At 72.5% G+C, this 21,190-nt stretch carries 18 protein-coding genes; 3 read left to right on the top strand and 15 right to left on the bottom strand.

Features of this window, described 5'->3' with window-relative positions; genetic code table 11:
• Positions 1–43: 43 nt before the first annotated feature.
• The 4 genes from ACZ4TR_RS46720 to ACZ4TR_RS46735 are packed head-to-tail and all read right to left on the bottom strand — an operon-like array spanning position 44 to position 3,247.
• Positions 44–1,066: a DUF3592 domain-containing protein gene (locus tag ACZ4TR_RS46720; protein ID WP_465295309.1), complete on the bottom strand. Its 1,023-nt coding sequence runs from the start codon at positions 1,064–1,066 to the stop codon at positions 44–46.
• Positions 1,066–1,203: a hypothetical protein gene (locus ACZ4TR_RS46725; RefSeq protein WP_465295311.1), complete on the bottom strand. Its 138-nt coding sequence runs from the start codon at positions 1,201–1,203 to the stop codon at positions 1,066–1,068. Before ACZ4TR_RS46725 ends, ACZ4TR_RS46720 begins: the two co-directional genes overlap by 1 nt.
• Positions 1,182–2,075 (bottom strand): alpha/beta fold hydrolase, encoded by an 894-nt coding sequence (locus tag ACZ4TR_RS46730; protein ID WP_465295313.1) that lies wholly within the window; start codon positions 2,073–2,075, stop codon positions 1,182–1,184. Before ACZ4TR_RS46730 ends, ACZ4TR_RS46725 begins: the two co-directional genes overlap by 22 nt.
• Positions 2,072–3,247 (bottom strand): M20 family metallopeptidase, encoded by a 1,176-nt coding sequence (locus ACZ4TR_RS46735; RefSeq protein WP_465295315.1) that lies wholly within the window; start codon positions 3,245–3,247, stop codon positions 2,072–2,074. Before ACZ4TR_RS46735 ends, ACZ4TR_RS46730 begins: the two co-directional genes overlap by 4 nt.
• Positions 3,248–3,347: 100 nt before the next feature.
• On the opposite strand from ACZ4TR_RS46735, the gene yczR reads away from it, so the two are divergent.
• Entirely contained in the window at positions 3,348–4,733 is a 1,386-nt protein-coding gene (gene yczR / locus ACZ4TR_RS46740; RefSeq protein ID WP_465295317.1) for a MocR-like transcription factor YczR, read from the top strand.
• 32 nt (positions 4,734–4,765) lie between these two features.
• Here yczR and ACZ4TR_RS46745 read toward each other — a convergent pair whose 3' ends face one another.
• Together ACZ4TR_RS46745 and ACZ4TR_RS46750 are read right to left on the bottom strand one after the other, a co-directional pair.
• On the bottom strand, positions 4,766–6,259 hold the full coding sequence (locus ACZ4TR_RS46745; RefSeq protein ID WP_465295319.1) for an FAD-dependent monooxygenase: 1,494 nt from the start codon (positions 6,257–6,259) through the stop codon (positions 4,766–4,768).
• Between the two features lie 87 nt (positions 6,260–6,346).
• Positions 6,347–9,595 carry an AfsR/SARP family transcriptional regulator gene (locus tag ACZ4TR_RS46750; RefSeq protein WP_465295321.1) on the bottom strand — a complete coding sequence of 1,083 codons (3,249 nt, stop codon included), beginning with the start codon at positions 9,593–9,595 and terminating at the stop codon, positions 6,347–6,349.
• Between the two features lie 130 nt (positions 9,596–9,725).
• Between ACZ4TR_RS46750 and ACZ4TR_RS46755 the strand changes: the two genes are divergently transcribed.
• Positions 9,726–10,907: an SGNH/GDSL hydrolase family protein gene (locus tag ACZ4TR_RS46755; RefSeq protein WP_465295323.1), complete on the top strand. Its 1,182-nt coding sequence runs from the start codon at positions 9,726–9,728 to the stop codon at positions 10,905–10,907.
• Between the two features lie 26 nt (positions 10,908–10,933).
• On the opposite strand, the gene ACZ4TR_RS46760 is transcribed toward ACZ4TR_RS46755, so the two are convergent.
• A complete protein-coding gene (locus tag ACZ4TR_RS46760) occupies positions 10,934–11,800 on the bottom strand; it encodes an alpha/beta fold hydrolase (RefSeq protein WP_465295325.1) in 867 nt (288 codons plus the stop codon).
• A gap of 127 nt (positions 11,801–11,927) precedes the next feature.
• On the opposite strand from ACZ4TR_RS46760, the gene ACZ4TR_RS46765 reads away from it, so the two are divergent.
• Positions 11,928–12,836: an RNA polymerase sigma factor gene (locus ACZ4TR_RS46765; protein WP_465295327.1), complete on the top strand. Its 909-nt coding sequence runs from the start codon at positions 11,928–11,930 to the stop codon at positions 12,834–12,836.
• An 83-nt stretch (positions 12,837–12,919) separates the two neighbouring features.
• Here ACZ4TR_RS46765 and ACZ4TR_RS46770 read toward each other — a convergent pair whose 3' ends face one another.
• The 8 genes from ACZ4TR_RS46770 to ACZ4TR_RS46805 all read right to left on the bottom strand — a co-directional run bounded on the left by ACZ4TR_RS46770 (position 12,920) and on the right by ACZ4TR_RS46805 (position 21,179).
• Positions 12,920–14,221, bottom strand: a complete 1,302-nt coding sequence (locus ACZ4TR_RS46770; RefSeq protein WP_465295329.1) for a glycosyl hydrolase family 8 — start codon at positions 14,219–14,221, stop codon at positions 12,920–12,922.
• 99 nt (positions 14,222–14,320) lie between these two features.
• Positions 14,321–14,818, bottom strand: coding sequence for a LeuD/DmdB family oxidoreductase small subunit (locus ACZ4TR_RS46775; protein ID WP_465295331.1), 498 nt, complete (start codon positions 14,816–14,818; stop codon positions 14,321–14,323).
• Positions 14,815–16,062, bottom strand: a complete 1,248-nt coding sequence (locus ACZ4TR_RS46780; RefSeq protein ID WP_465295333.1) for a 3-isopropylmalate dehydratase large subunit — start codon at positions 16,060–16,062, stop codon at positions 14,815–14,817. The genes ACZ4TR_RS46775 and ACZ4TR_RS46780 overlap by 4 nt, the downstream gene beginning before the upstream one ends.
• Positions 16,059–17,339, bottom strand: a complete 1,281-nt coding sequence (locus ACZ4TR_RS46785; RefSeq protein WP_465295335.1) for an aconitase/3-isopropylmalate dehydratase large subunit family protein — start codon at positions 17,337–17,339, stop codon at positions 16,059–16,061. The genes ACZ4TR_RS46780 and ACZ4TR_RS46785 overlap by 4 nt, the downstream gene beginning before the upstream one ends.
• Positions 17,336–17,848 (bottom strand): LeuD/DmdB family oxidoreductase small subunit, encoded by a 513-nt coding sequence (locus ACZ4TR_RS46790; RefSeq protein ID WP_465295337.1) that lies wholly within the window; start codon positions 17,846–17,848, stop codon positions 17,336–17,338. The genes ACZ4TR_RS46785 and ACZ4TR_RS46790 overlap by 4 nt, the downstream gene beginning before the upstream one ends.
• A 42-nt stretch (positions 17,849–17,890) precedes the next feature.
• Positions 17,891–18,970, bottom strand: a complete 1,080-nt coding sequence (locus tag ACZ4TR_RS46795; protein ID WP_465295339.1) for an ornithine cyclodeaminase family protein — start codon at positions 18,968–18,970, stop codon at positions 17,891–17,893.
• The gene (locus ACZ4TR_RS46800) at positions 18,967–20,010 is read right to left on the bottom strand and encodes an aminopeptidase P family N-terminal domain-containing protein (protein WP_465295340.1); all 1,044 of its coding nucleotides are present in this window, start codon (positions 20,008–20,010) and stop codon (positions 18,967–18,969) included. Before ACZ4TR_RS46800 ends, ACZ4TR_RS46795 begins: the two co-directional genes overlap by 4 nt.
• The gene (locus ACZ4TR_RS46805; protein WP_465295342.1) at positions 20,007–21,179 is read right to left on the bottom strand and encodes a M24 family metallopeptidase; all 1,173 of its coding nucleotides are present in this window, start codon (positions 21,177–21,179) and stop codon (positions 20,007–20,009) included. Before ACZ4TR_RS46805 ends, ACZ4TR_RS46800 begins: the two co-directional genes overlap by 4 nt.
• Between the last annotated feature and the right edge of the window lie 11 nt (positions 21,180–21,190).

Here is a 21,190-nt window from a genome sequence, read left to right on the forward strand (position 1 = left end):
ACCGCGCAAAGGAATCGGGCGTCGGCGCCGCCTCACCGGCGGATCAGCCGACGCGCGGCTCCTCCGCGTACGCGGGCACGGCGTGCGGGCGGGGCTTGCCCGGGCCGTACGGGAACAGGACCGCCATCCGCCGTCCCCAGCCGCCGATCCATGCTCGTCGATCCTTCTCGCCGACCAGGTAGCCGGCGCCGTGCGCCGACATCGCGGTCCGCAGCACGATCTCGCTGCCGTCGCGGTAGCGGACCAGGATCTCCGGGTTGTGGCTGCGGGCCCGGAATCCGGGTACGACGGTCACCGTCGCGATGCGCCAGCCGGTGTGGGCGACCGCGCGGGCGCGGCGGCGCCAGCCCACCGCCGCCTTGGCCGCGAACGGCAGCCCGGCGAAGCCGAACAGCAGCGGGATCACGCTGAAGCCGACGAGGATCTGGTTCTCGTTCGGCTCCTCGGTGGTGCGGACGTGCTCCGGGTGTTGCCGGTCGTAGACGACCGTCACCGCGTCGCCGACGTAGTACACGCGAGCGGAGTCGCGGACGATCTCCTCGGTCCAGGACTTTCCCGGCGAGTGGTAGCGCACCCAGAACGACGACGTGCCCCTGCTCGGCTGGTGAACCGCGAGCACCACACCCTCGACGCGGATTCCGGTGGCGAGGAGGCCGGCGGCGCCCTGGTAGGCCGCGACGACACCGGCGAGCCCGAGCGTGATCAGCATGGTCCAGGCCAGCACCAGCGCCGCCGCGTGGCGGGCGATCCGGCGCAGGCCGGCGGTTTGCGCGTCGAGGTCGATGCGGCCCTCGCCGTTGGTGGCGTCGCGGGCGGGCAGCCAGGCGCCGTAGTCCGGCACCTCGGCGCGCAGCCGGCGGTCCGGGGCTCCCAGGCGATACGCGGCGAAAACGGCGAGGCCGAGGGATCCGGTCAAGATGGCGGCCGCGACGAGGAAATCACCGCCCTCGAAGACGTAGGTCCGGTTGAGCAGCAAGGAGGTCGTGCCCGTGCCGAAGAACAGGAACACCAGCACCGCGACCGCCACCACGACCCGCCAGGCGATCCGGTGTCTTTCAGACTCCATCAGCCGAGCGTAGAGCCGCCGAAGAGTGCCGGTGCTGCAAGAAAAAGCACAGGTGTGCCGGGCAACCGGACGGCCGCGCCCGGCGTGCAAGTGAGCAGGCAGGTCTTCGGGATCGTCATGGTGAGGTCGTCACCCATCGCCCGACCGTCAGCACGGCATCGGCGAAAGCGGTGGGGGCCTCCTGGGGAAGGTTGTGGCCCGCGTCGATCACCCGGTGCTCGTGGCGGGCGGTGAACATGCCGGCGTGGTCGGCCGTGCCACCGGGTTTCAGCGTGTCGCTCGCTCCGTCGAGGGTCACCGCCGGCACCGTGATTTCCGGACGGTGCGCAAGCCGCTCTTCCAGCTCCGCATAAGCGGGGTCGCCGGCCTCGAGGCCGAAACTGTGGCGGTAGGCGTGAATCACGACGTCGACGAAGTCCGGGTTGTCGAACGACGCGGCGGTTCGTTCGAAGGTCGCGTCGTCGAACCGCCAGTGCGGGGACCATTGCCGCCACAGCGTGCGGCACAGCTCCCGGCGGTGGTCGGCGAGGCAGTGGCGTCCCCGCTCGGTCTGGAACAGGTGCTGGTACCAGACGGCGTGCTCCAGGGCGGGATCGTGCGCGCGCTGCTGGCTCTCGATGTCGATGATGTCGTAGCCGGCCAACGAAACCAGCCCGGCCACGCGCTCGGGCCACAAGGCGGTGGCGACACAGGAAGCCAGGCCGCCCCAGTCGTATCCGGCGAGGATGGCGGTGTCCAGGTGCAGGGCATCCAGCAGCGCGACGAGGTCCGAGCCGAGCGCGGCCTGCTGCCCGCTGCGCGGGGTGGCCGCGGTCAGGAAGCGGGTCGGACCGAACCCGCGCAGCCAAGGGCGGACGACCCGGGCACCCCGGGCGGTCAGCACCGGGACGACCTCGTCGTAGGCGTGCACGTCGAACGGGAACCCGTGCGCCAGGATGACGGGCCATCCGTCGTCCGGACCGTCCTCCAGGTAGCCCACCGCGAGAACTCCCGTGTCCACCGTCTTCACGTCAGGACCACCGGCAGCCTGGTGAAGATTTCGGCGGCCCGCTCCAGCGCGGACACGTCGACGCGTTCATCGGTCTGGTGTGCGAGGTTCGGGTCGCCCGGGCCGCACAGGAGCGTAGGAAGGCCGGTGGCGGGCTGCAGGATGGATCCGTCGGAGAAGTAGCTGACGCCACGGGGTTCGGGGGACCGCCCCAGCACCGTGCCGAGCACGCGCGTGGCGGCCCGCACGAGGGGCTGGTCGAGAGCCGTGCCGACGGCGGGGTAGTCACCGGTGACCGTCAAGCGCGCCCGGAAGCCGGTGTGGGTGCCGGCGAGTTCGTCGAGCAGCCCCTCGAGGCGAGCCACCAGGGCCGGGTGGTCGATGCCGGGCACCGTGCGCACGTCCACGCGGGCGGTGCACCGGTCCGGCACGATGTTCACGACCGAACCCCCTTCGATGGTGCCGACGTTGAGCGTGGCGCCGCCGAGCAGGGGATGCGCCGGGAGCTCGGTGGCGAGGGTACCCAGCCGGTCCAGCAGGCGAGTCATGTGGGTGATGGCGTTGACGCCCTGCTCGGGCATGGCGCCGTGGGCGGCCCGGCCGTAGGTGGTGAACTCCAGGAACAGCGCGCCCTTGTGGGCGACCACCAGTTCGAGGTCCGTCGGCTCGGCGATGACGAGGTTCGCCACGCCGTCGAGCGCACCGGCGTCCAGAGCGGCGCGGGCGCCGGCGCAGTCGACCTCTTCGCCCACGGTGCCCAGGAAATGGACGTCGCCGGGCAGCAGCACCTCGGCGCGGGCGAGGGTGGCCATGCCGACGAGCATGGCCGCGACCCCGCCTTTCATGTCGACGGCCCCGCGTCCCCACAGCACGCCGTCTTCGTCCACCTCCGCCGCGTGGGGCGGCCGGGTCCACGCCGCGGTGCCCAGCGGCACGGTGTCGAAGTGCCCGCAGTACATCAGCGGAGCTCGTGCGCCGGCCCCCGGGAGCACCAGGCGCAGGTTGGCCCGGCCGTCGCCGAGGGGCACCAGGTCGCCGTCCAGGCCGAACCGCTTCCCGTAGGCGAGAGCCACTTCCGCGGCCGCCCGTTCGTTGCCGGGCGGGTTCACCGTGTCGATCCGGAGGAGCTCACGAGTGAGTTCGAGGACTTCGCGACGGTCGGGGGACGGCACCACGTCCGGGGAACTCGCCACGGCGCTACCTCCTGGGGTCCGGATGTGCGGAAGGACTTCGCGCCCCACTGTGGCAAGCTTGGCTGGTTTCGAACACAGCCAAGTGAAAGGTGTTGGCCGGATGGGCCCCGAGCGGCTGGCGTCCCTGATCGAGCCGTGGCTCGCCGGCGACGTACCCGTCTACGTCGCGGTTTCCGCCGGCGTCCGCAGCCTGGCGCTCGACGGCCGGCTGCCGGTCGGCACGCGGCTGCCCTCGGAGCGCGCTCTGGCCGGGGTCCTGGGCGTGAACCGGACGACGGTGAGCGCCGCGTACAACGTGCTGCGGCAGCAGAGCTACCTGTACAGCGCCCACGGCGCGGGCAGCCGGATCAGCCTGCCGGCGACGACCGCGCAGCGGCCGGACGCCCAAGCCGGCGAGCCGGTCGAGGTCCTGGATCTCACGGTGGCCGCGCTGCCCGCTCCGGGTCAGCTGCCCGATGCGGCGCGGGCGGCCGCGGCGGACCTGTCCGCCCAGCTCGCCGGCCACGGTCTCCACCCCTTCGGCCTGCCCGCGCTGAGAGCCGCGGTGGCCCGGCACCTCACCGGGCGCGGCCTGGAGACCCGAGCGGAGCAGGTCCTCGTGACCAGCGGTGTCCTGCAAGGCTGGAACCTGCTGCTGCGCGCGCTGGGCCGCCCCGGCGCCCCGGTGCTGGTCGAACAGCCCACCTATCCCGCCGTCCTCGACGCCGTCCGCGCCCACCACCTGCGCCCGGTCCCGTTGCCGGTCACCGCGGCCGGCTGGGATCGGCCCGCCGCGGGCACGACGCTGGCCCACCTGACCCCGGACGGTCAGAACCCCACGGGCCTGGTCGCGGGCGAAGCCTCCCGCCGGCGAGTGCTCGCCGGCCTGCGGGGCGCGGTCGTCGCGGTCGACGAAACGTTCGCCGACCTGGTGCTGGACGGTCCCACGCCCCCGCCGGCCGCGGTCCTGCGCCGGGACGTCGTGACCCTGGGGTCGATGAACAAGGCGTTCTGGGCCGGCTTGCGCATCGGCTGGGTCCGAGCCGAGCCGGGTCTCCTCGCCCGGCTCGCGCAAGAGCGCGCCTCCGTCGACCTCGGCAGCCCGGTCCTGGACCAGCTGGTCGCCGTCCGGCTCCTGCAGGACGCCGAGGTCATCCTCGCCGAGCGGCGTGACCACCTGCGCCGGACCCGCGCCGCCCTCGAGCGGGCCCTGCGCGCCCGGCTGCCGGACTGGCGGTGGTCCTCCCCGAAAGCCGGGATGGCGCTGTGGGCCGAGCTCCCGCGGCCGAGCGCGACCCGCATCGCCTCGGCGGCCCTCGAGCTCGGTCTCCGGATCACTCCCGGCCCTCGCTTCACCGTGGACGGCACGGCCGACCGGTGGGTCCGGCTGCCGTTCACCGTGCCCGCCCACCAGGCGGACTTCGTCGCCGGCTTGCTCGCGGAAGCCTCGCTCCGGTCCGCGGCGCCACCGGACCGGGACCTGCACGTCTCCCGCTGGACGGCGTGAGCTGCCTGGCCATCGAGCACGCCGACGACGGTTCAGAACCACCGGGTGACGGCTCGGTCGAACGCACCACCGTCCGGAGTGCGGTCGCCGGCCCAGGCGACGATGCCGTCCGGCCGGACGAGTACCGCGCCGAGGCCGAGGTCGTCGTGTGCCGGGCCGGTCGCGTACCGGATCCGGTCGCCGTGGTGCGACGCCGCCTCGCGCAGCTGCCCGTCGGCGGTGAAGTCGAGAACGACGCCGCGGCCGTCCCGCAGCAGCTCGCCGAGGCGGGTGCCGTCGGCCAGGCGGAAGTCCGGCGCGTTGCGGCCGGCCAGCGGGTGTTCGCCGCCGAGCTCGTAGCGGAGCGACGTGCCCGAGGTGCGCTCGAAGACGTACGTGGTGCCGTCGCGGGTCTCCAGCAGGTCGCGCACCACGGCCTGGACCGCCCGGGAGTGCGGGTCCGGCCGCATGGTCGCCACCTGGGCGCGCGACCAGTCGAGCACCCGCGCGCCGATCGGGTGGCGTTCGGCGGTGTAGGTGTCGAGCAGGCCTTCCGGCGCGTGCCCGCGCACCGTCGCCGCGAGCTTCCAGCCCAGGTTGACCGCGTCGCCGAGGCCGAGGTTGAGCCCCTGCCCACCGAGCGGGGAGTGGATGTGCGCGGCGTCGCCGGCGAGCAGGACGCGGCCGCGCCGGTAGGTGGCCGTCTGCATCGCCCGGTCGGTGAAGGTCGAGGCGAGGTGCACCTCGCCGAGCGTCACGTCGGTGCCGGAGACACGGCGCAGCACCGACTGGAGGTGCTCGCGGGTCAGCGGCCGGGAACGGTCGTACGCGCCGCCGTCGAAGTCCATGATGCCGAAGTGGCCGGGCTCGGACATCGTGAGGTACATGCCCGCCGGGGTCAGGGCGAAGCCGCGGCGCAGTTTCTCCGGATCGGCGAGCGTGGCCAGCGCGAGGTAGCCGGTGAACTGCGGTTCGGTCCCGGCGAAGTCGAAGCCCGCGAGGCGGCGTACCGCACTGCGGCCGCCGTCGCAGCCGACGAGCCAGCGGGCCGGGTACTCCTGCTCGCCGGCCCGGGCGGCCACGGTTTCGCCGTCCTGGGTGACGGCGGTGACGGCGACCCCGCGCCGGATCTCGACGCCGAGCTTTTCGGCCCGCTCGGCCAGCACCGTCTCCACCGCCTCGAGGCTGGTCATGATGCCGTCCGAGGCCGGGCTGGGCAGCCGGTAGGGCAGCCGGTCGAGGTCGACGTCGGCCGGGTCGAGCATCATCCCGGCGAAGTGGCCGACCGTCCGCGGGGGTGCCGGCTCGTCCGCGACCGGCGTCTCCGGCACGCCCGACGCCGTCAGCAGGGCCGGCAGCATCCCGCGGCGGTAGAACGCTTCGACCGACCCGCCCGATAGTCCCCGCATGCCGAGCGGGAAGCTGCGCCACGGGGTGTGCGCCTCCGGCTCCCGTTCGAGGACCAGCACCGAGCAGCCCGCGAGCCCGAGCTCGCCGGCGACGAACAGGCCGACCGGACCGGCCCCCACGATCACTACGTCATGCATGGCAGTTCCCTTCTCGAGGTGTGCCCCGAGACTGGCCACCGCCGCGCACACGAGACGCACACGGCGCGCACACCAGGGTTTGCCCTGCTACGGACGGGTCAGCGACGCCGGGTCGGCTTGCGCCACGGCGGTTTCCGCGTCCAGCTCCCAGCCTCGTGCGTACGCCGCGGCGAACTCGTCCGCGCCCGACGCGGCCCGGACCCGGCGGGTGAGCTCGCGGATCTGCGGATCGGTGCGGTCGTGCGCGCCCCGCAGCCGGGCGGCGACCCCCAGCAGCACGGCCGGCTCGTGCCGCCGCCCGAGTGCTTCGGCGAGCACGGCGGTGTACACCGTCACCAGCGAGAGGATCGGCAGGTCGCGGGCGACCAGCGCGGAGGCGTACGCGGCCCGCAGCGCCTTGTCCGCGCCGGCCAGGTCACCGTGGGCCAGGCAGAGCGCGGCACGGGCGCCGGCGACCAGGGTCCGGGCGTGGTCCGAGGGGAACGCGGTGTCACCGGGCAGACCGCGTTCGGCGTCGTCGAGCAGAGCACCGGCCCGGTCCAGGTCACCGAGCCGCACCCGCAAGTCGGCCTCCCGGGCGTCGATCAGCACCAGCATCTCCGCCGACGACGCGCGCAGCGCCCGCTCCCGGGCGGCGCCGATCACCGCCATCGCCCGGTCGGTTTCGCCCCGCCGCACGTGCAGGTCGATCCAGCGCAGGTCGCTGTAGAACCGGTCGCCGAGGCTGAGCGAGCCGAACTCGCCCGCCAGCGTCCGGGCTTCGCGCAGGTCGGCCAGCGCACCGTCGAGGTCGTCGTAGCACCGCAGCTGGGCGCGCATCGGCAGCGTCGCCGCCTGGCCCCAGCGGTCGCCGGCCCGCCGGAAGCCGTCCAGGGCCGCTTCCACGTGGACGCGCACCCGATCGAGCGCACCGGTGTTCTCGGCGAACTCGGCCTGGAACATGTGGGCCAGCCCGGACAGCCACGCGTCGTCGCCGTCGGCCAAGCGCTGGAAGGCCGGGATCGCGGTCTCCTCTTCCAGCAGGAAGAGCAGCACCGGGCCGAACACACGGTAGTGGGCCGGCAGCCCCGGGTGCGCGAGCAGCCGGCCGGCCAGCTCCCGCATCTCCGCCCGGTCGGCCGCGGCCTCCCCGGCGGTGATCCCCGACAGGATGTCCGCCCGGTTGAGCAGGTAGACGGCTCGGGCACAGTCGCGTTCGGCCGTCGGCTCGCCGCCGGGCACCGCCAGCGCCGCACCCAGCCAGTGGTCGGCGTCGGCCGTGCGGCCGAACATCTGCCAGTACCAGGTCATGGCGAGCACGAGGGTGATCGCGGCGGCGGCGTCACCGGTGGCGCACAGGTGGCGCAGGGCGGCGATCGTGTTGTCGTACTCGGCGCTGAAAACCCGCATGGCCTGCACTTGGCCGTGGCCGCGCAGCCCGGGTTCGTGGCGGGCCATCAGCTCGGTGAAGTGGGCGGCGGCCAGGTCGCGGGCCGGGCCGAGGTCGCCGGTGCCGGTCAGCCGGCCGGTGCCGTACTCGCGGAGGGTTTCGAGCATGCGGTAGCGGCCGGCGCCGGTCGGTGGCTGCAGCAGCGACCGGTCGACGAGGGCGGCGAGCAGTTCGGGGATCTCGTCGGCCGGCACGGCCGTGCCGGCGCAGACGGCGGCGGCCGAGGCCGGGGTGACGCCCCCGGGCAGGATCGAGATCCGCTCCGCGACGGTGCGTTCGTGCTCGTCGAGCAGCTCCCAGCTCCAGGCGATGACCGCGCGCAGGGTGCGGTGCCGGGCCGGCGCGGTGCGGTGGCCGGTGATGAGGAGCCGGAACCGGTCGGCGAGCCCGTCGGCGAGGTCGGGCAGGGCCAGCGTGCGCAACCGGGCGGCGGCGAGCTCGAGGGCCAGCGGCAGGCCGTCCAGGCCGCGCACCACGCGCACGATGCCGGGCAGCGTGGTGTCGTCGACGGCGAAACCGGGGCGCACGGCGGCGGCCCGCTCGGTGAACAGGCGCACCGAGGCCACCGTGGCAGCTCGGTCGACGTCGACGTCCGGCTCGGGCAGCGCGAGCGGGCCCAGCGGCACGAGTGCCTCGCCGTCCACCGCCAGGGGTTCGCGGCTGGTGGCGAGCACCCGCACCCCGGGGCAGCGGGGGAGCAGTGCCGCGACCAGATGGGCCACCGCCTCGATCAGGTGCTCGCAATTGTCGAGCAGCAGCAGGGTTTCCCGGCCGCCGAGCTCGCGGACGAGAACGTCCAGCTCGGCACCCTCGACCCGCCGGTGGACGTCGAACAGGGCACCGCCCCGCAGCCCGATCCCGGCGAGCACGGCCGGGCCGATCTTCGCCGGTTCGGTGACGGGCGCGAGGTCGACGAAACGGGCGCCGTCGCGGTAGTCGTGCTGGTGCCGGCGGGCGGCTTCCAGCGCCAGCCGGGTCTTCCCGGCGCCACCGGGGCCGAGGACGGTGACCAGGCGTCCGGTGGTGAGCAGGGCGCCGATCCGGGCGAGGTCGTCGTCGCGGCCGATGAAGCTGGTCAGCGACGCGGGCAGGGTGGACGGCGGGACCGGGTCGGGTTCGGGGGCGGCCCGTTGCCGGGTTTTCGCCGTGCCGGCCGTGGCGTCCGGCGCCAGCAGGCGCAGGTGGCGGTCCCGCAGGGCAGTGCCCGGGTCGGCGCCGAGGTCCTCGGCGAGAGTCCGGCGGACCCGCTCGTAGACGGCCAGCGCTTCGGCCTGCCGCCCCTCGACGGCGAGTGCGTCCATCAGCAGTCCGGCCGCCCGCTCGTGCGCCGGGTGCTCGGCCAGCAACCCGGTCAAGCGGGTAGCGGCCACCTCGGCGTGCCCCAGCGACAACTCGGCGCCGGCGAGATCGGCGACCGCCTCGATCGACACCCGCGCCAACCGGGTCGCCACCGTGGGCGCGACCGCGGCGATCACCGCGGGCTCGGTACCGGCGGGTTCGCCCCACAAGGCCACGGCCTCGGCGAGCGCGGCCCTCGCGGCCTCCGCGTCACCCGCCCGCAGCCCGTCCCGCCCAGCCGCGGTGAGCTGTTCGAAGCGCAGCGCGTCCACGTCGGCGGCGGCCACCGCCAGCCGATAGCCGCCCGCGACCTGCACGATCCCGGCCGGGGTGAGCGTGCGGCGCAGCCGGGAGACGAGGGTCTGCAGGGCGGAGGCGGGCCCGGACGGCGGTTCCTCGCCCCAGATCGCGTCGACCAGCACACCCGGCTCGACCGCACGGCCCCCGGCGAGCGCGAGCCGGACCAGCAGGCCCTGCAACCGCGCGCCCGGCACGGGGAGGACCACGTCACCGCGAGCCACCTCGAACGCTCGCAGCAGCGTGATGCGAAGCCGGGCACCACCGTCCATCCCCCGATCTTCGCGCGCTCGCCCGCGCCACCTCGAACCAGGGCGGCCGTGTCAGCGCCGTGTGCGTCCCGTGTGAGCGGCCCGCCGCAGTCTTGCGCCACCACGACCGCCACGAACCACGGAGGAACCGATGACCGAGACGGACGACGCAGGCAGCTGGGTCCGGACCTGGGGCGCTTCGCCGCAGAGCGCCCACGACGGGTTCGGCTCGCTCGACGACCACCCGCCCCTCGCCGACGTGACCCTCCGCCAAGTCGTCCGCATCGGCGGCGGCGGGCGCCGGGTGCGCATCCGCTTCACCAACGAGTTCGGGACCGCGCCCCTCACCATCGGCGCGGCACAGCTGGGCCTCGCGGCCCCGGGCGGTGCGGTGCGGGCCGGCAGCGAGCGCGTGCTGACCTTCTCCGGCGCCCCGGCCGTCACCGTCCCGGCCGGCGCGCCCGTCCTCAGCGATCCGGTCGACCTGCCCCTGCCCGCGCTCGCCGAGCTGTCCCTCAGCCTCTACCTGCCTGAGCGCGTGGAGACCTGCACCTGCCACGACCCCGTCCTGGACACCGGCTGGACGATCCCGGGCGACGCCGTCGCCGCTCCCACGCTGCCGGAGAACGCCGGGGAGCTGCCGGTGCGGGCTCTGATCTCCGCCGTCGAAGTACTCCCCGACGCCCCGGCGCAGGCGATCGTGGTGCTCGGCGACTCCCGCACCGACGGCGCCGGCTCGACCCCGGGCACCCACCACAGCTGGCCGGAACTGCTGGCCGAGCGGCTCGGCACCGGGTACGTGGTCAACCAGGGCATCAGCGGCAACCGGATGCTCAGCGACGGCATCGGCACCGCCGGCCTGGCCCGCTTCGACCGCGACGTGCTGGCGACGCCCGGCCTCGGCTGCGTGGTGCTGTCCATCGGCGGGAACGACATCATCATCTCCTCTGCCCCGCGCGACGACAGTTCCCTCGCCGACTTCCTGAAGATGTTCCCCGGCGCGCCGGTGACGACGGACGACGTCATCGCCGGCTACCGGCAGCTGATCGCCCGGGCGCGCGAACGCGGCGTGCGGGTCTACGGCACGACCATCGCGCCCTTCGAGGGCTCGGAGCTGTACACACCGGAAGGCGAGAACGCGCGCCGGACGGTCAACGAATGGATCCGCACCGGCGGCGCCTTCGACGCCGTGCTGGATTTCGATGCCGTCTGGCGCGACGCGGACCACCCCGGCCGGATCAGGGACGACCTCCACGCCGGCGATCATCTGCACGGTAACGACGCGGGTTACCGGGCTTTGGCCGATTCCGTCGACGTGTCGCTGTTCGGCTGAGCCGGCCGGTCCGCCGGGAGGGGAGCTCAGCGGCCGGTGACGAAGTCCACCACCGCCCTGCCGAACAGGTCGGGTTCTTCGAGGTGGCCGAAGTGACCGCTGTGCTCCAGCACGACGAGGCCGGCGGCGGGGATCAGCTCGGCCAGCTCGTGCGCCCAGCGGACTCCGCAGATCACGTCGAACCGGCCGACGACCACCAGCGCGGGCACGGTCAGCGCACCCAGCGCCGCCCGGTCGTCGATCGTGTCCGGTACGAGCCGCGCGTCCAGTCCGGAGATGTGCGTGCCGCGCACGACCGTCCTCAGGGGCGCGAACTCCGCCTCCCGGTCCCAGTAGTCGGCGAAGTAGGCCGGCATCAGGCCGCGCAGCGCGGCGGTCATCTCGTCGTCGTCCGAGATGGACGCGGTCGCCTGCAGGGCGGCCAGCACGGCAGGCAGTTCGGGCCGCTCGGCGTTGCGGCGGGCGAACTCGGCGACCGCGCGCTGGGCCTCGGCGCCGTGCTCCGGCCCGGTGACCGGGGCGCTTTCGTACAGCACCACCCCGGCGACCCGGCCGGGGTGGTGCAGCGCGAAGTACTGCGCGACGAACCCGCCGTGGGAATGGCCGAGGAGGTGGGTCGTGGCCAGGCCGAGGTGGTCCAGCAGGGCGAGCAGGGCGCGGGCGTACCGGTCGCGGGTGTACCCGTGCGGGTGGGACGCCAGCCGCCCCGAGCCGCCGGTGCCGATCGGCTCGACGTAGACCATGGTCAGGTGCTCTTCGAGCGCGGGCATCCGGAGGTACGCCCAGTCCACGCCGGGGCCGCCGGGAAGGGCGACGCACACCGGCCCGCGGCCGTGCACGTGGTAGCGCTGAAGGATGCCGTCGAGCTCGACGGTGTGGGTGCCGATGTCCATGGGACTTCTCCGATCGCAAGGTGCTGGGACACCGGCACGATGGCTTCGGGGAAGGAAAGTTCGATCCGGCCGGCATGGCGTGCGTCACACCGCGGTGCCCGGGGTCGAGACCGGGAAGAATGATCTGGTGATCCCCATCGACATCGAGCTGGCGCGCAGCGCCCGGGCCGGCAGCGTGAGCGCCCTCGGGACGTTGCTCGCCCGGCACCAGGCCGGTCTGCGCGCGGTGGCGCTGAGCATCCTGGGCCACGGCCCGGACGCCGAGGACGCGCTGCAGGACGCCGCGCTGCAGGCGTTGCGGCGGATCGGCACCCTGCGCGACCCGGCCGCGGCGGGCCCGTGGCTGCGGGAGATCGTCCGCAACGCCTGCCTCGTGCGTCTGCGCGCCGCGCGCCGGGTCGTGCCGGTCGCGGACCCGAGGCCGCCGGCCGATCTCGTGACCCCGGAACGCGTTCTCGACGACCACGTGTCCCGTGACTGGTTGTGGCACGCGATCGACAGCCTGTCCCCGGCGTTGCGGGAGGTGGTCCTGGTGCGCCACTTCAGCGACGTCACGTCGTACGAGCAGATCGCCGCCGCCTGCCGGCTTCCGGTGGGCACGGTGCGCAGCCGGCTGAACCAGGCGCGGACCAAGCTGTCCGAAGCACTGCTGGCCACCGCCGACCGCGCGTACGACGACGCCGCCGCGCGCAACGCCGCCAGCGCCCGAGAGGCGACCGACACGCTGGCCGCCGCCCGGCGCGGCGAATTCGCCGGCGTCGTCGCCGACCGCTGGGCGTCTGACATGCGGATGACCAGCGGCCAGGGTTTCCAGGGCGGCCCGGGCATGGCCGTGGCGGGCATGGAAGCGGACCTGGCCTACGGCGTGACCCAGCACCTCGTCAACGCCGTCACCAGCCGCGACTTCACCGTCTGGGAAATGGCGATGGTCAGCCCGCCGCACGATCCGCAGCACTGCCCGCCGGCCGTGGTCTGGCTCATGTCGCACGACGAAGGCCGGGTCCACCGTCTGCGCCTGTTCTTCCCGGCGAGCTGAGGAGCACTGCCGTGCGGTGCGGCTCCGCACGGCAGTGTCCCGCAAGCAGGACGCCCAGATCCCTGTCGTGCCCGGTTCCCGCGTCAGTGGCGGTTGCCGTGCGGTGCCCAGATCCGGAACCGGCCGCTGTCGTAGAGCAGCCCGAGCTGGTAGAGCATGCCGTCGTAGTAACGGGCTCGCCCGGCCGGGATCGGCGTGGTCCAGAAATCGCGGACGAAGGCGTTCTTGTCCGGATCGGTGGCCGAAATCGCCGATGTCGAGTTCATCGCCACGAGCCCCTCGGCGTGCGCGGGCTCGTAGGTGTTCTGGCCGGCGGTCAACGGTGTGCCGTCGAGGTGGTACCGGCTGACGTAGGTGCTGACACCCTGTCCCCGGAAGAACCGCTCCAGCGTGTCGGAATACCGCGTCTCCCACGGTTTGACGCCGTACCAGGACGCGTCGACGTTCACGTTGGCGATGGCGCGCCACGCGTCTTCCTGGAAGTTGTGGTCATAGGCGTTGTCGGTGACCGTCTCGTTCGGCCGCAGGTACGGCGTGCCGTCGAAGTTGGCGTAGTCCGGTGCCAGCCCCGTCGCCGGGTTCGCCGCGCTCCGCAGCAGGTTCTCACCGGCGGTGTACGCCTGGTCCCACAGGTCGCGGTCCGCCGGGTCGGCCTCCGCGAAGACCTTGTAGAAACCGGTCAAGCTGTACGAAGGGTCGGTGAAGCCGGCCGCGCCCGGCGGCGAGAACGTCGGCAGGAAGGACTTGCGGTCGAACATGTCGACGCCGCCGTGGTCCGACTCGTGCCACATCGCGTGCAGGATCTGCTTCGCCTGCTGCCCGTAGTCGTAGGTCCCGGTCCGGTCGCCCCAGCGGCCCGACGCGAAGTCCAGGGCCGCGGCGATCCACTGGTCGCCGTCCGGCGCCACGCCGGTGTCGATGATCTTCCCGGTCGTGTCGGTGTGCCAGGCGAAGTAGTACTGCTCCGGACCGCTCTGGAGCTGCATCTTGGTCTTGGCGAAGTTCCACAGCGCGTCGAACTCCTGCTGGTGGCCCAGCTGCACCGCGATCATCATGGCGTAACCCATGCCTTCGGTGCGCACGTCCTGGTTGCCGATGTCCTCGACGTAGGCCAGGTCCGGCGCGAGCTGGTAGTACAGCGTCTGGCCGTCGTACCGGTCGGCGGCGGTGCCCGGGCTGCCGTGGAAGAGCTGCTGCCAGGTGGCTTCGATCTTGGCGTCGACCTGTCTCTTCGTGTAGCCGGCCCGGGCGAACGCGTCGGGGTAGGGGCCGGCGTGCAGGTTCCCCGGCGGATCGTGTGGTGCGGCGGATGCGGTCGCGGATACGGAGGACAACAACGCAGCTGCCGAGAGAATCACGACGCCGAGTTTCGCTGTCTTGCGCATACGACACCTCCTCGTGTCAGAGCGGGAACGGTGGCCGCGAGGCCGTTGTCAACCGCGCGATCGGCGCGCGGTCGGCTGGAGACGAATGCGGGACAGGATCTAGCGGAACACCTCCGGCCGGTCCTTCGCGAGGTTGATCAGCCCGCCGGCGTCGAGCATGGCGACGAGGAACGGGTCGGCCGCCGCGCCGCGCACCATCGTGCCCGTCGTCAGGTTGGTGAACTCACCGGTGGTGAGGTCCACCCGCACCCGGTCGCCGTCGTCCGCCAGGTCCGGGTTGAGCCCGATCTCCAGTGCGGGCAGGCCGATTTCGAAGCAGTTGCGGTAGAACGTCCGCGCGAACGTCTCCGCGACCACGCAGCCGATTCCCGTCGCCTGCAACGCCTTCGTAGCGATCGCGCGGCCCGACGACTGCCCGAAGTGCTTGCCGGCGAAGACGATGTCGCCGGGCCGCACCTTCTTCGGGAAGTCCGGGTTGAGATCCTCCAGGACGTGCTGCACGAGCACGTCCATGGGTTCGAACACGTACTGCGTCTTCACGAGCCGGTCGGTCGGGATGTTGTCCCCGAACCGCCAGCAGCGGCCTTCGTACCTCACGCGGTCCTCCCTGCGATGACGCCCGCCACGGCCGACGCGGCGACGGTCTCCGACGACGCCAGGTACATCGACGCGTCGGGGCTGCCGTTGCGGCCGGGGAAGTTGCGGGCGTGGGTGGAGATCATCGCCTCGTCCGAGGCCAGCGCGCCCATGTTGTACGCCTGGTTCGAGCCCGTGCTGGGCGGGAACCACGTCGCCCCGGCCTCGTGCAACGCGAGCACGAGCCCTTCCCGCGCCGCCTCGGCGAACACCTCACGGCTGGAGGGCACGAGGTGGAACCGGACGTCCGGGTGCACGTGGCGCCCGGCCAGGACCTCCGCCGCCGCGCGGAAGTCCTCGAGCCGGCCGCCGCCGTGGCCGCCCAGCTCGGCGTACTGGACAGGCGTGCCCGCGACCTCCGTCACCGGCTTGACGTTGCCGACGGTCGGCGGGCAGGCGACCTGCGGGTCGACCTCGCCGACGTCGAAGCGCAGCACCTGCGCCGCCTCTTCGCCGTCGCCGCGCACCAGCAGGTCCGGCGCGTCGCCCGGCAGTGTCCGCACGAAGGCTTCGGTCACCTCGTCCGGCTCGACGAAGCTGCACTTCGCCCCGAGGTCCACGCACAGCAGCGGGAACAGCCAACGGTCCCAAAAGGACAGTGCGCGCACGTACGGTCCGCCGAACTCGACGGCCCGGTAGTTCAGCTCGCCTTCGCCGATGCGGCCGACGAGCCACAGCGCGACGTCACGGGGGGTGACGCCGGGTCTCGGCGTGCCCTCGAGGTGAACGCGCGTGGTTTCCGGCACCTTGAACCACGCCTTCCCGTACGGCAGCACGGTTCCGGCGTGCGAGTCGTTGCCCAGCGCCACGGCGAGCGCACCCATCGTCCCGTGCACGGGCGTGTGGCTGTCGGAGCCGACCACGATCATGCCGGGCCTGATGTGTCCATTGCGGACGACCGCGTGGTGCAGGTTGCCGTTGCCGCAGTCGTACAGCGTCAGGCCGTGCTTGCGGGCCCATTCCCGGTTGTGCCGCAGCACGTTCGCCTGCTGCTCGGTGGGCGGGGCGAAGTGGTGGTCGAACACCAGCACGGCCCGCTCGGGCTCGGGAATGGGCGTGTTCACGCGCTTCTCGTACACCTGCGAGGTGAGGTACCCGGACAGGTCGTGCATGATCAGCCGGTCGACCTTCGCGACCACGATCTCCCCGGGGTCCACGGAATCCCGGCCGCTCGCGCGGGCGAGGATCTTCTCGACGAGGTTCACGCGACCACCGCCGTCGCCACGATCTCGCGCGGGTCGGTGATGACGCCGCGGATCGCCGAGGCCGCGGCCGTCGCCGGGCTGGACAGGTAGATCTTCGCGTCGTAGCTGCCCATGCGGCCCTGGAAGTTGCGGTTGGCGGTGGACAGCGTGGTCTCGCCGTCGGCCATCGCGCCGCCGTTGCCCGCGCACGCGCCGCAACCCGGGTTGGTGATCATCGCGCCGGCGTCGATGAGCTTCGTCAGCACCCCGTTTTCCGCCGCCTTCGCCATGATCTTCGCCGACGCCGGGGTCACGATGAGCCGCAGGCCCGGCGCGACGCGGTGGCCGGCGAGCACGTCGGCCGCGATCACGAGGTCGTCGTACTTGGCGTTGGCGCACGAGCCGATGAACACCTGGTCGAGCTTGGTCCCGGCGACGTCGCCGACGCCGACGACGTTGTCGACCGTGTGCGGCACGGCGATCTGCGGCGCCAGGGTCGGCCCGTCGAGGTGCACGGTCGCGCGGTAGGTCGCGTCTTCGTCGGGCAGCAGGATGTCCAGCTCGTCGCGGGGCACTCCGGCCTCGTCGAGGTAGGCGAGCGTGGTGGCGTCCGGGGCCACGTAGGCGTTCTTGGCGCCCATCTCCATCGCCAGATTGCAGAACGTCATGCGTTCCGACACGGACATGCCCGCGACGTAGGAGCCGGAGAACTCGGCGGAGTCGTAGGTGAGCCCGTCGGCGCCGAGGTCACCGATGAGCTTGAGCATCACGTCCTTGGCGTAGACGCCCGGGGCGAGGTCGCCGTCGATGACCACGCGGACCGACTCGGGCACCTTCACCCACAGCTTGCCGGTGACCCAGGCGGCGGTGATCTCGCTGAACCCGACGCCGGTACCGAAGGCGCCCAGCGCGCCGTAGATCGTCGAGTGCGAGTCGGTGCCGATGATGAACTGGCCGGGCCGCACGAGCCCGTGCTCCATCAGGACGATGTGCGCGATGCCGCTGTTGACGTCGAAGAAGTTCTTGACGCCCATCTTCTTCGCGAACTCGCGGCACAGCGCGTGGTCGGCGGCCGTCTTCGCGTTCATGGCGGGGGAGAGGTGATCCATCACCATCGCCACGCGGTCGACGTCGAAGAGCTTCTCGACGCCCATCTTCTCCAGCGTCCGGATGCACCGCCAGCTCGCGGTGTGGCTCATGTACAGGTCCGGGTACGCGTCGACGATCTGCCCGGGCGCGAGGTCCGCGACGCCGGACGCCCGCTCGATCGCCTTTTGCGCGAAGGTCTTGCCGGTCACTGGGTTCCTCCTGTTGCGAAGCTCGCCATCAGGTGCGGGATCAGGCCGCCGTCGGCCATGATCTCCCGCAGCACCGGCGGGTACGGGCTGAACGGGAAGGTCCGCCCGGCCATCTCGACCGTGCCCGCGTCGTAGTCGACCCACAGCTCGCCGCCGTCGGTGGCCGCTTCCGCCGCGGCGGGCGACTCGACCGCGACGAGCCCGGTGTTGATGGCGTTGCGGAAGAACACGCGGGAGAAGGAGGCCGCGACGACCGCCTTGATCCCGGCGCCGAGCAGGCAGGTGGCCGCCTGCTCCCGCGCGCTGCCGCAGCCGAAGTTGCGGCCGGCGACGATCACGTCGCTCGCCCGCAGCCGTTGTTGCGTTTCCGGCCCCAGCGGCTCGAAAGCGTGCTCGGCGAGCTCCGCCGGGTCGATGCTGACGAGGTAGCGGCCGGGGATGATGACGTCGGTGTTCACGTTTTCGCCGAAGGTGATGATCTTGCCTCCGACGCGATGTGCACTGCTCATGGTGGGTCTCCGCTCGAAGTTCCGGTGGTGTGCCGTGCCCGGTCAGGGGCTGGTCTCCTCCAGGAACCACTCGGTCGGTACGGCGTGCCCGAGGTCGCGTTCTTCGGCCAGCGCGAGAGCCCGCGCGCACACGGCCGCGAACTGCACGCCCATGCCGGTGTTGTTGGCGAACACGGTGATGTCGTCGTGGCTCGTGCGGCCGGGCGCCTCGCCGAGCAGCAGGTCGCCCAGCTCGCGGATGTCGTCCCACGCCAGCAGGCCGCGCTCGACGGGCCCGAGGATGTCGTACTGCTTGTCGTGGTGCACCTGCTCGCGGGAGAGCACGGTGATGCGGGCCGCGCGGTCGAACGTCGTGTCGTCCAGCTCGCGCCGGGTGGCCGTGCCGTCCGGCGAAGTGATCGCCGTGACGTGCGTGCCGGGGTCCAGCCACGCGCCGTCGAAGCACGGCTCCATGGCCGCGGTGGCGCACGTGACGATGTGGCAGCCCGCGACCGCGTCACGCCGCTCGTCGACCGCTACGATCTTGCGGCCGGTCTTCTCGCTCCACACCTTCGCGAAGTGTTCGCGGTGCTCGGGCGTGGGGCTGTACACGCGAACCTCTTCGATGTCCGGCCGCACCATCAGCAGGCACTCCAGGTGCGCCTCGGCCTGCCAGCCGGAGCCGAACATCCCGGCGACTGTCGCGTCCGGATTGGACAGTTCACGGATACCGAGCGCGGAGGTGGCGCCGACGCGCATCTTCTGGATGAAGCTGTCGTGCATGATGGCGAGCGGTTCGAGGGTGGTCAGGCTGTAGAGCGTGACGAGTCCGACGTAGCGGCCGCCGGGCGCGGCCGGGATGAGCCGCCGCCGCTGCACGCCGCTCGGCAGCGTCTCGACGCCGGCGATGTCGGACGTGATCCGCAGCGCCCACACGCCGCTGGAGACGTTGCCGCCTTCCTGGGACTTGAACCGGAAGCGGAAGCCGGGGTGGCGGCTGTCCTCGACCGGGAAGTAGGTGTGGTTGCGCGGCCGGTTGGCGCCTTGGCCGGACGAAAGCTCCTTGTACGCGGTCTCCAGCGCGTCGAGCGTTTCGCCGGCGGTGAGCACCTGCTCGATGTCGCCGTTGGAAAGGATCCTCACCGTTGTGCTCCTGTCAGGTGTTCGGGTTCGCCGTCGGTGACGCGAACGGTTTCGGCCACGGCCGCGGTGCCGCCGTCGGCGAAGGCGACCTCCACGGACACCGCGCCCGCTTCGCCGTCGGCCAGCACGTTTTCGGGGTTCTGCGCGCGGAATTCCCCCGCGGTGGACAGGTCCGCCTGGTTGACCCAGCGGACCTCGGTTGTCGCGCCTTCGGGCAGCTTCGCCAACGCGGGCGCGGCGGCCTCGGCGAGAGCGCCGACGGTGACGCCGGCCTTGGCCGCGCCGATCGCCTTCGCGAGGGCCTCCTTCAGGGCGTCAGGCCAGCCGCCGTCATCAAGCACGCGGCTCGAGTGCACCCAGTTCATGCGGTACTGGCCGGTGACGGCGAAGGACGTCACACCGTCCGAAGTGGACAAGGAAATCGGGTACAGGTCGAGGAACCCGCCACCGCGCAACGCGCGTTCCACGGTCTCGACGCGGCTGCCCGCGGTGCTGTCCGCGACCGTCGCCTTCGCCGCGGCGTCGTCCAGGATCCGGCCGGCCGCGCGCAGCAGCTCGGTCTCGGCGGCCGACGGCACCAGCCGTTGCTCGCGCACCAGCCCGCCGAGGCGGCGGACCTCCCGGCCGGGCACCGCGGTGACGATCTCGTCCGCCACGTCGGCGGGCCACAGCGCGGCGTCGACCAGGCCGACGGTGCCGGTCGGCCGGTCGAGCAGGTACTTCGCGACGAGATCGGCGAAGTTCTTGCCGCTGCTGAACTCCGTGACCGTCGACGAGCGCCGCATCCAGTTCTGCACGCGCAGCGAAAGCTTCGTCATGAACGTGACGGGGCCCTCGGCGGGGATCGCCAGCACTCCCTCGTTCCAGTAGAGGCACAGGTTGGTCAGGTAGGCGAGGTCGTCCGAGCGGGACACGTCGGCGTAGACGAGGGCGACGTCGACGCCCTCGGCGGCCATGGCCCGCTGCACCGCGGCCACCCTGTCGTGCCACTCCCGGTCGGGGACCTCGGCGGGATCGAGTACGTGCAACCCTCGTTTCACGCGACGTCTCCTGTCTCGAACAGCTTGCGTTCGGTCGTGATGAGCACTTCGCAGCCGTCGGCGGTCACGCGCACCGGGTCGCCGAGCACGTGGTAGCCGGCCAGCGGCGTGTAGGTGTTGGGGTGGATGATGAACACGGAGTTCTCGGGCAGCACCGTGTGGTTGCCCTCGATGATCGGCGTCTCGTCGAGGTGCAGGCCGTGGCCGTGGCCGCGCACGCGGGTGTACTGGCTCGTGCAGTACTCGCCGTAGCCGTATTTGCGGAACACGTCGTTCTCCGCCACGGCGACCTCGTGGGCGGTGATGCCCGGTCGCACCACGGCCATGCCGGCTTCGACGGCTTCGTTGAACAGGTCGAACGACTTGCGCTGCCCGTCGTCGGCCTTGCCGACCACGGCGGAACGGCAGATCTGCAGCCAGTAGCCGTCCATCTTGGGCGTGAGCTCGGTGCGCACCATGTCGCCGGGTTCGAGCAGCCGGTCGCCGGGCGGGGTCATACCGCGGACCTCGTCGCGGCCCGACGCGATGAGCATGAAGTTGTCTTCGGCGCCCAGGTTCTTCACCCGGGCCTCGACCTCGGCGACGATCCGGTACTCCGGCAGCCCCGGTTCGAGGACGTCGACGAACGCTTCCCAGCCTGCCGCGCACACCACGGCACTGCGGCGCATCCGCGTCAGTTCCCACTCGCTCTTCACGAGCCGTGCGGTGTCGAGCAGCTTCGTCGCCGAGCCGACTTCGGCGCCCGGCGCCGCGGCGCGGATCGTCTCCATGAGCACGAGCGGCACGAGCTCGTGGAGCGCGATCCCGATGCGCCGCGGCGCCAGCTCCTCGAGGACCACGCCCAGCTCCGCCGGGTTCGCCGGGTCGAGCCGGCGGGCCTCGCCGACCCAGCCCTGGGCGGTGAACGCCGCGAGGTCGGACGGCCGGGTCGAGAAGGCGACCGGGTCACCCTCGGCCGGGAAGACGACGAGCGCGGCGCTGCCGGCCGGGGTCACGTCGGTGAAGTAGCGGATGTTCTCGCGCCGCCAGGCCGGGCCGTAGGCGAGCACGACGTCGAGGCCCTGCTCGGCCATCGCGTCGCGGATCTTGCGGTGCCGCAGCCGCAGCTCCGCGCGATCCTCGGGGGACAGGTCCGCTCCGGCGGGTGCCGGGGCGTGGTCGATCGTCATGGTTCCTCCAC

The sequence above is a fragment of the Amycolatopsis sp. NPDC028719 genome (genome assembly GCF_055565395.1).

What these genes read in the sequence shown, in the direction of transcription:
- ACZ4TR_RS46805 (WP_465295342.1), bottom strand. Translation starts at nt 21,179, where the DNA reads ATGACGATCGACCACGCCCCGGCACCCGCCGGAGCGGACCTGTCCCCC.
- ACZ4TR_RS46720 (WP_465295309.1), bottom strand. Translation starts at nt 1,066, where the DNA reads ATGGAGTCTGAAAGACACCGGATCGCCTGGCGGGTCGTGGTGGCGGTC.
- ACZ4TR_RS46790 (WP_465295337.1), bottom strand. Translation starts at nt 17,848, where the DNA reads ATGAGCAGTGCACATCGCGTCGGAGGCAAGATCATCACCTTCGGCGAA.
- ACZ4TR_RS46725 (WP_465295311.1), bottom strand. Translation starts at nt 1,203, where the DNA reads ATGGGTGACGACCTCACCATGACGATCCCGAAGACCTGCCTGCTCACT.
- ACZ4TR_RS46750 (WP_465295321.1), bottom strand. Translation starts at nt 9,595, where the DNA reads ATGGACGGTGGTGCCCGGCTTCGCATCACGCTGCTGCGAGCGTTCGAG.
- ACZ4TR_RS46745 (WP_465295319.1), bottom strand. Translation starts at nt 6,259, where the DNA reads ATGCATGACGTAGTGATCGTGGGGGCCGGTCCGGTCGGCCTGTTCGTC.
- ACZ4TR_RS46755 (WP_465295323.1), top strand. Translation starts at nt 9,726, where the DNA reads ATGACCGAGACGGACGACGCAGGCAGCTGGGTCCGGACCTGGGGCGCT.
- yczR (WP_465295317.1), top strand. Translation starts at nt 3,348, where the DNA reads ATGGGCCCCGAGCGGCTGGCGTCCCTGATCGAGCCGTGGCTCGCCGGC.
- ACZ4TR_RS46760 (WP_465295325.1), bottom strand. Translation starts at nt 11,800, where the DNA reads ATGGACATCGGCACCCACACCGTCGAGCTCGACGGCATCCTTCAGCGC.
- ACZ4TR_RS46770 (WP_465295329.1), bottom strand. Translation starts at nt 14,221, where the DNA reads ATGCGCAAGACAGCGAAACTCGGCGTCGTGATTCTCTCGGCAGCTGCG.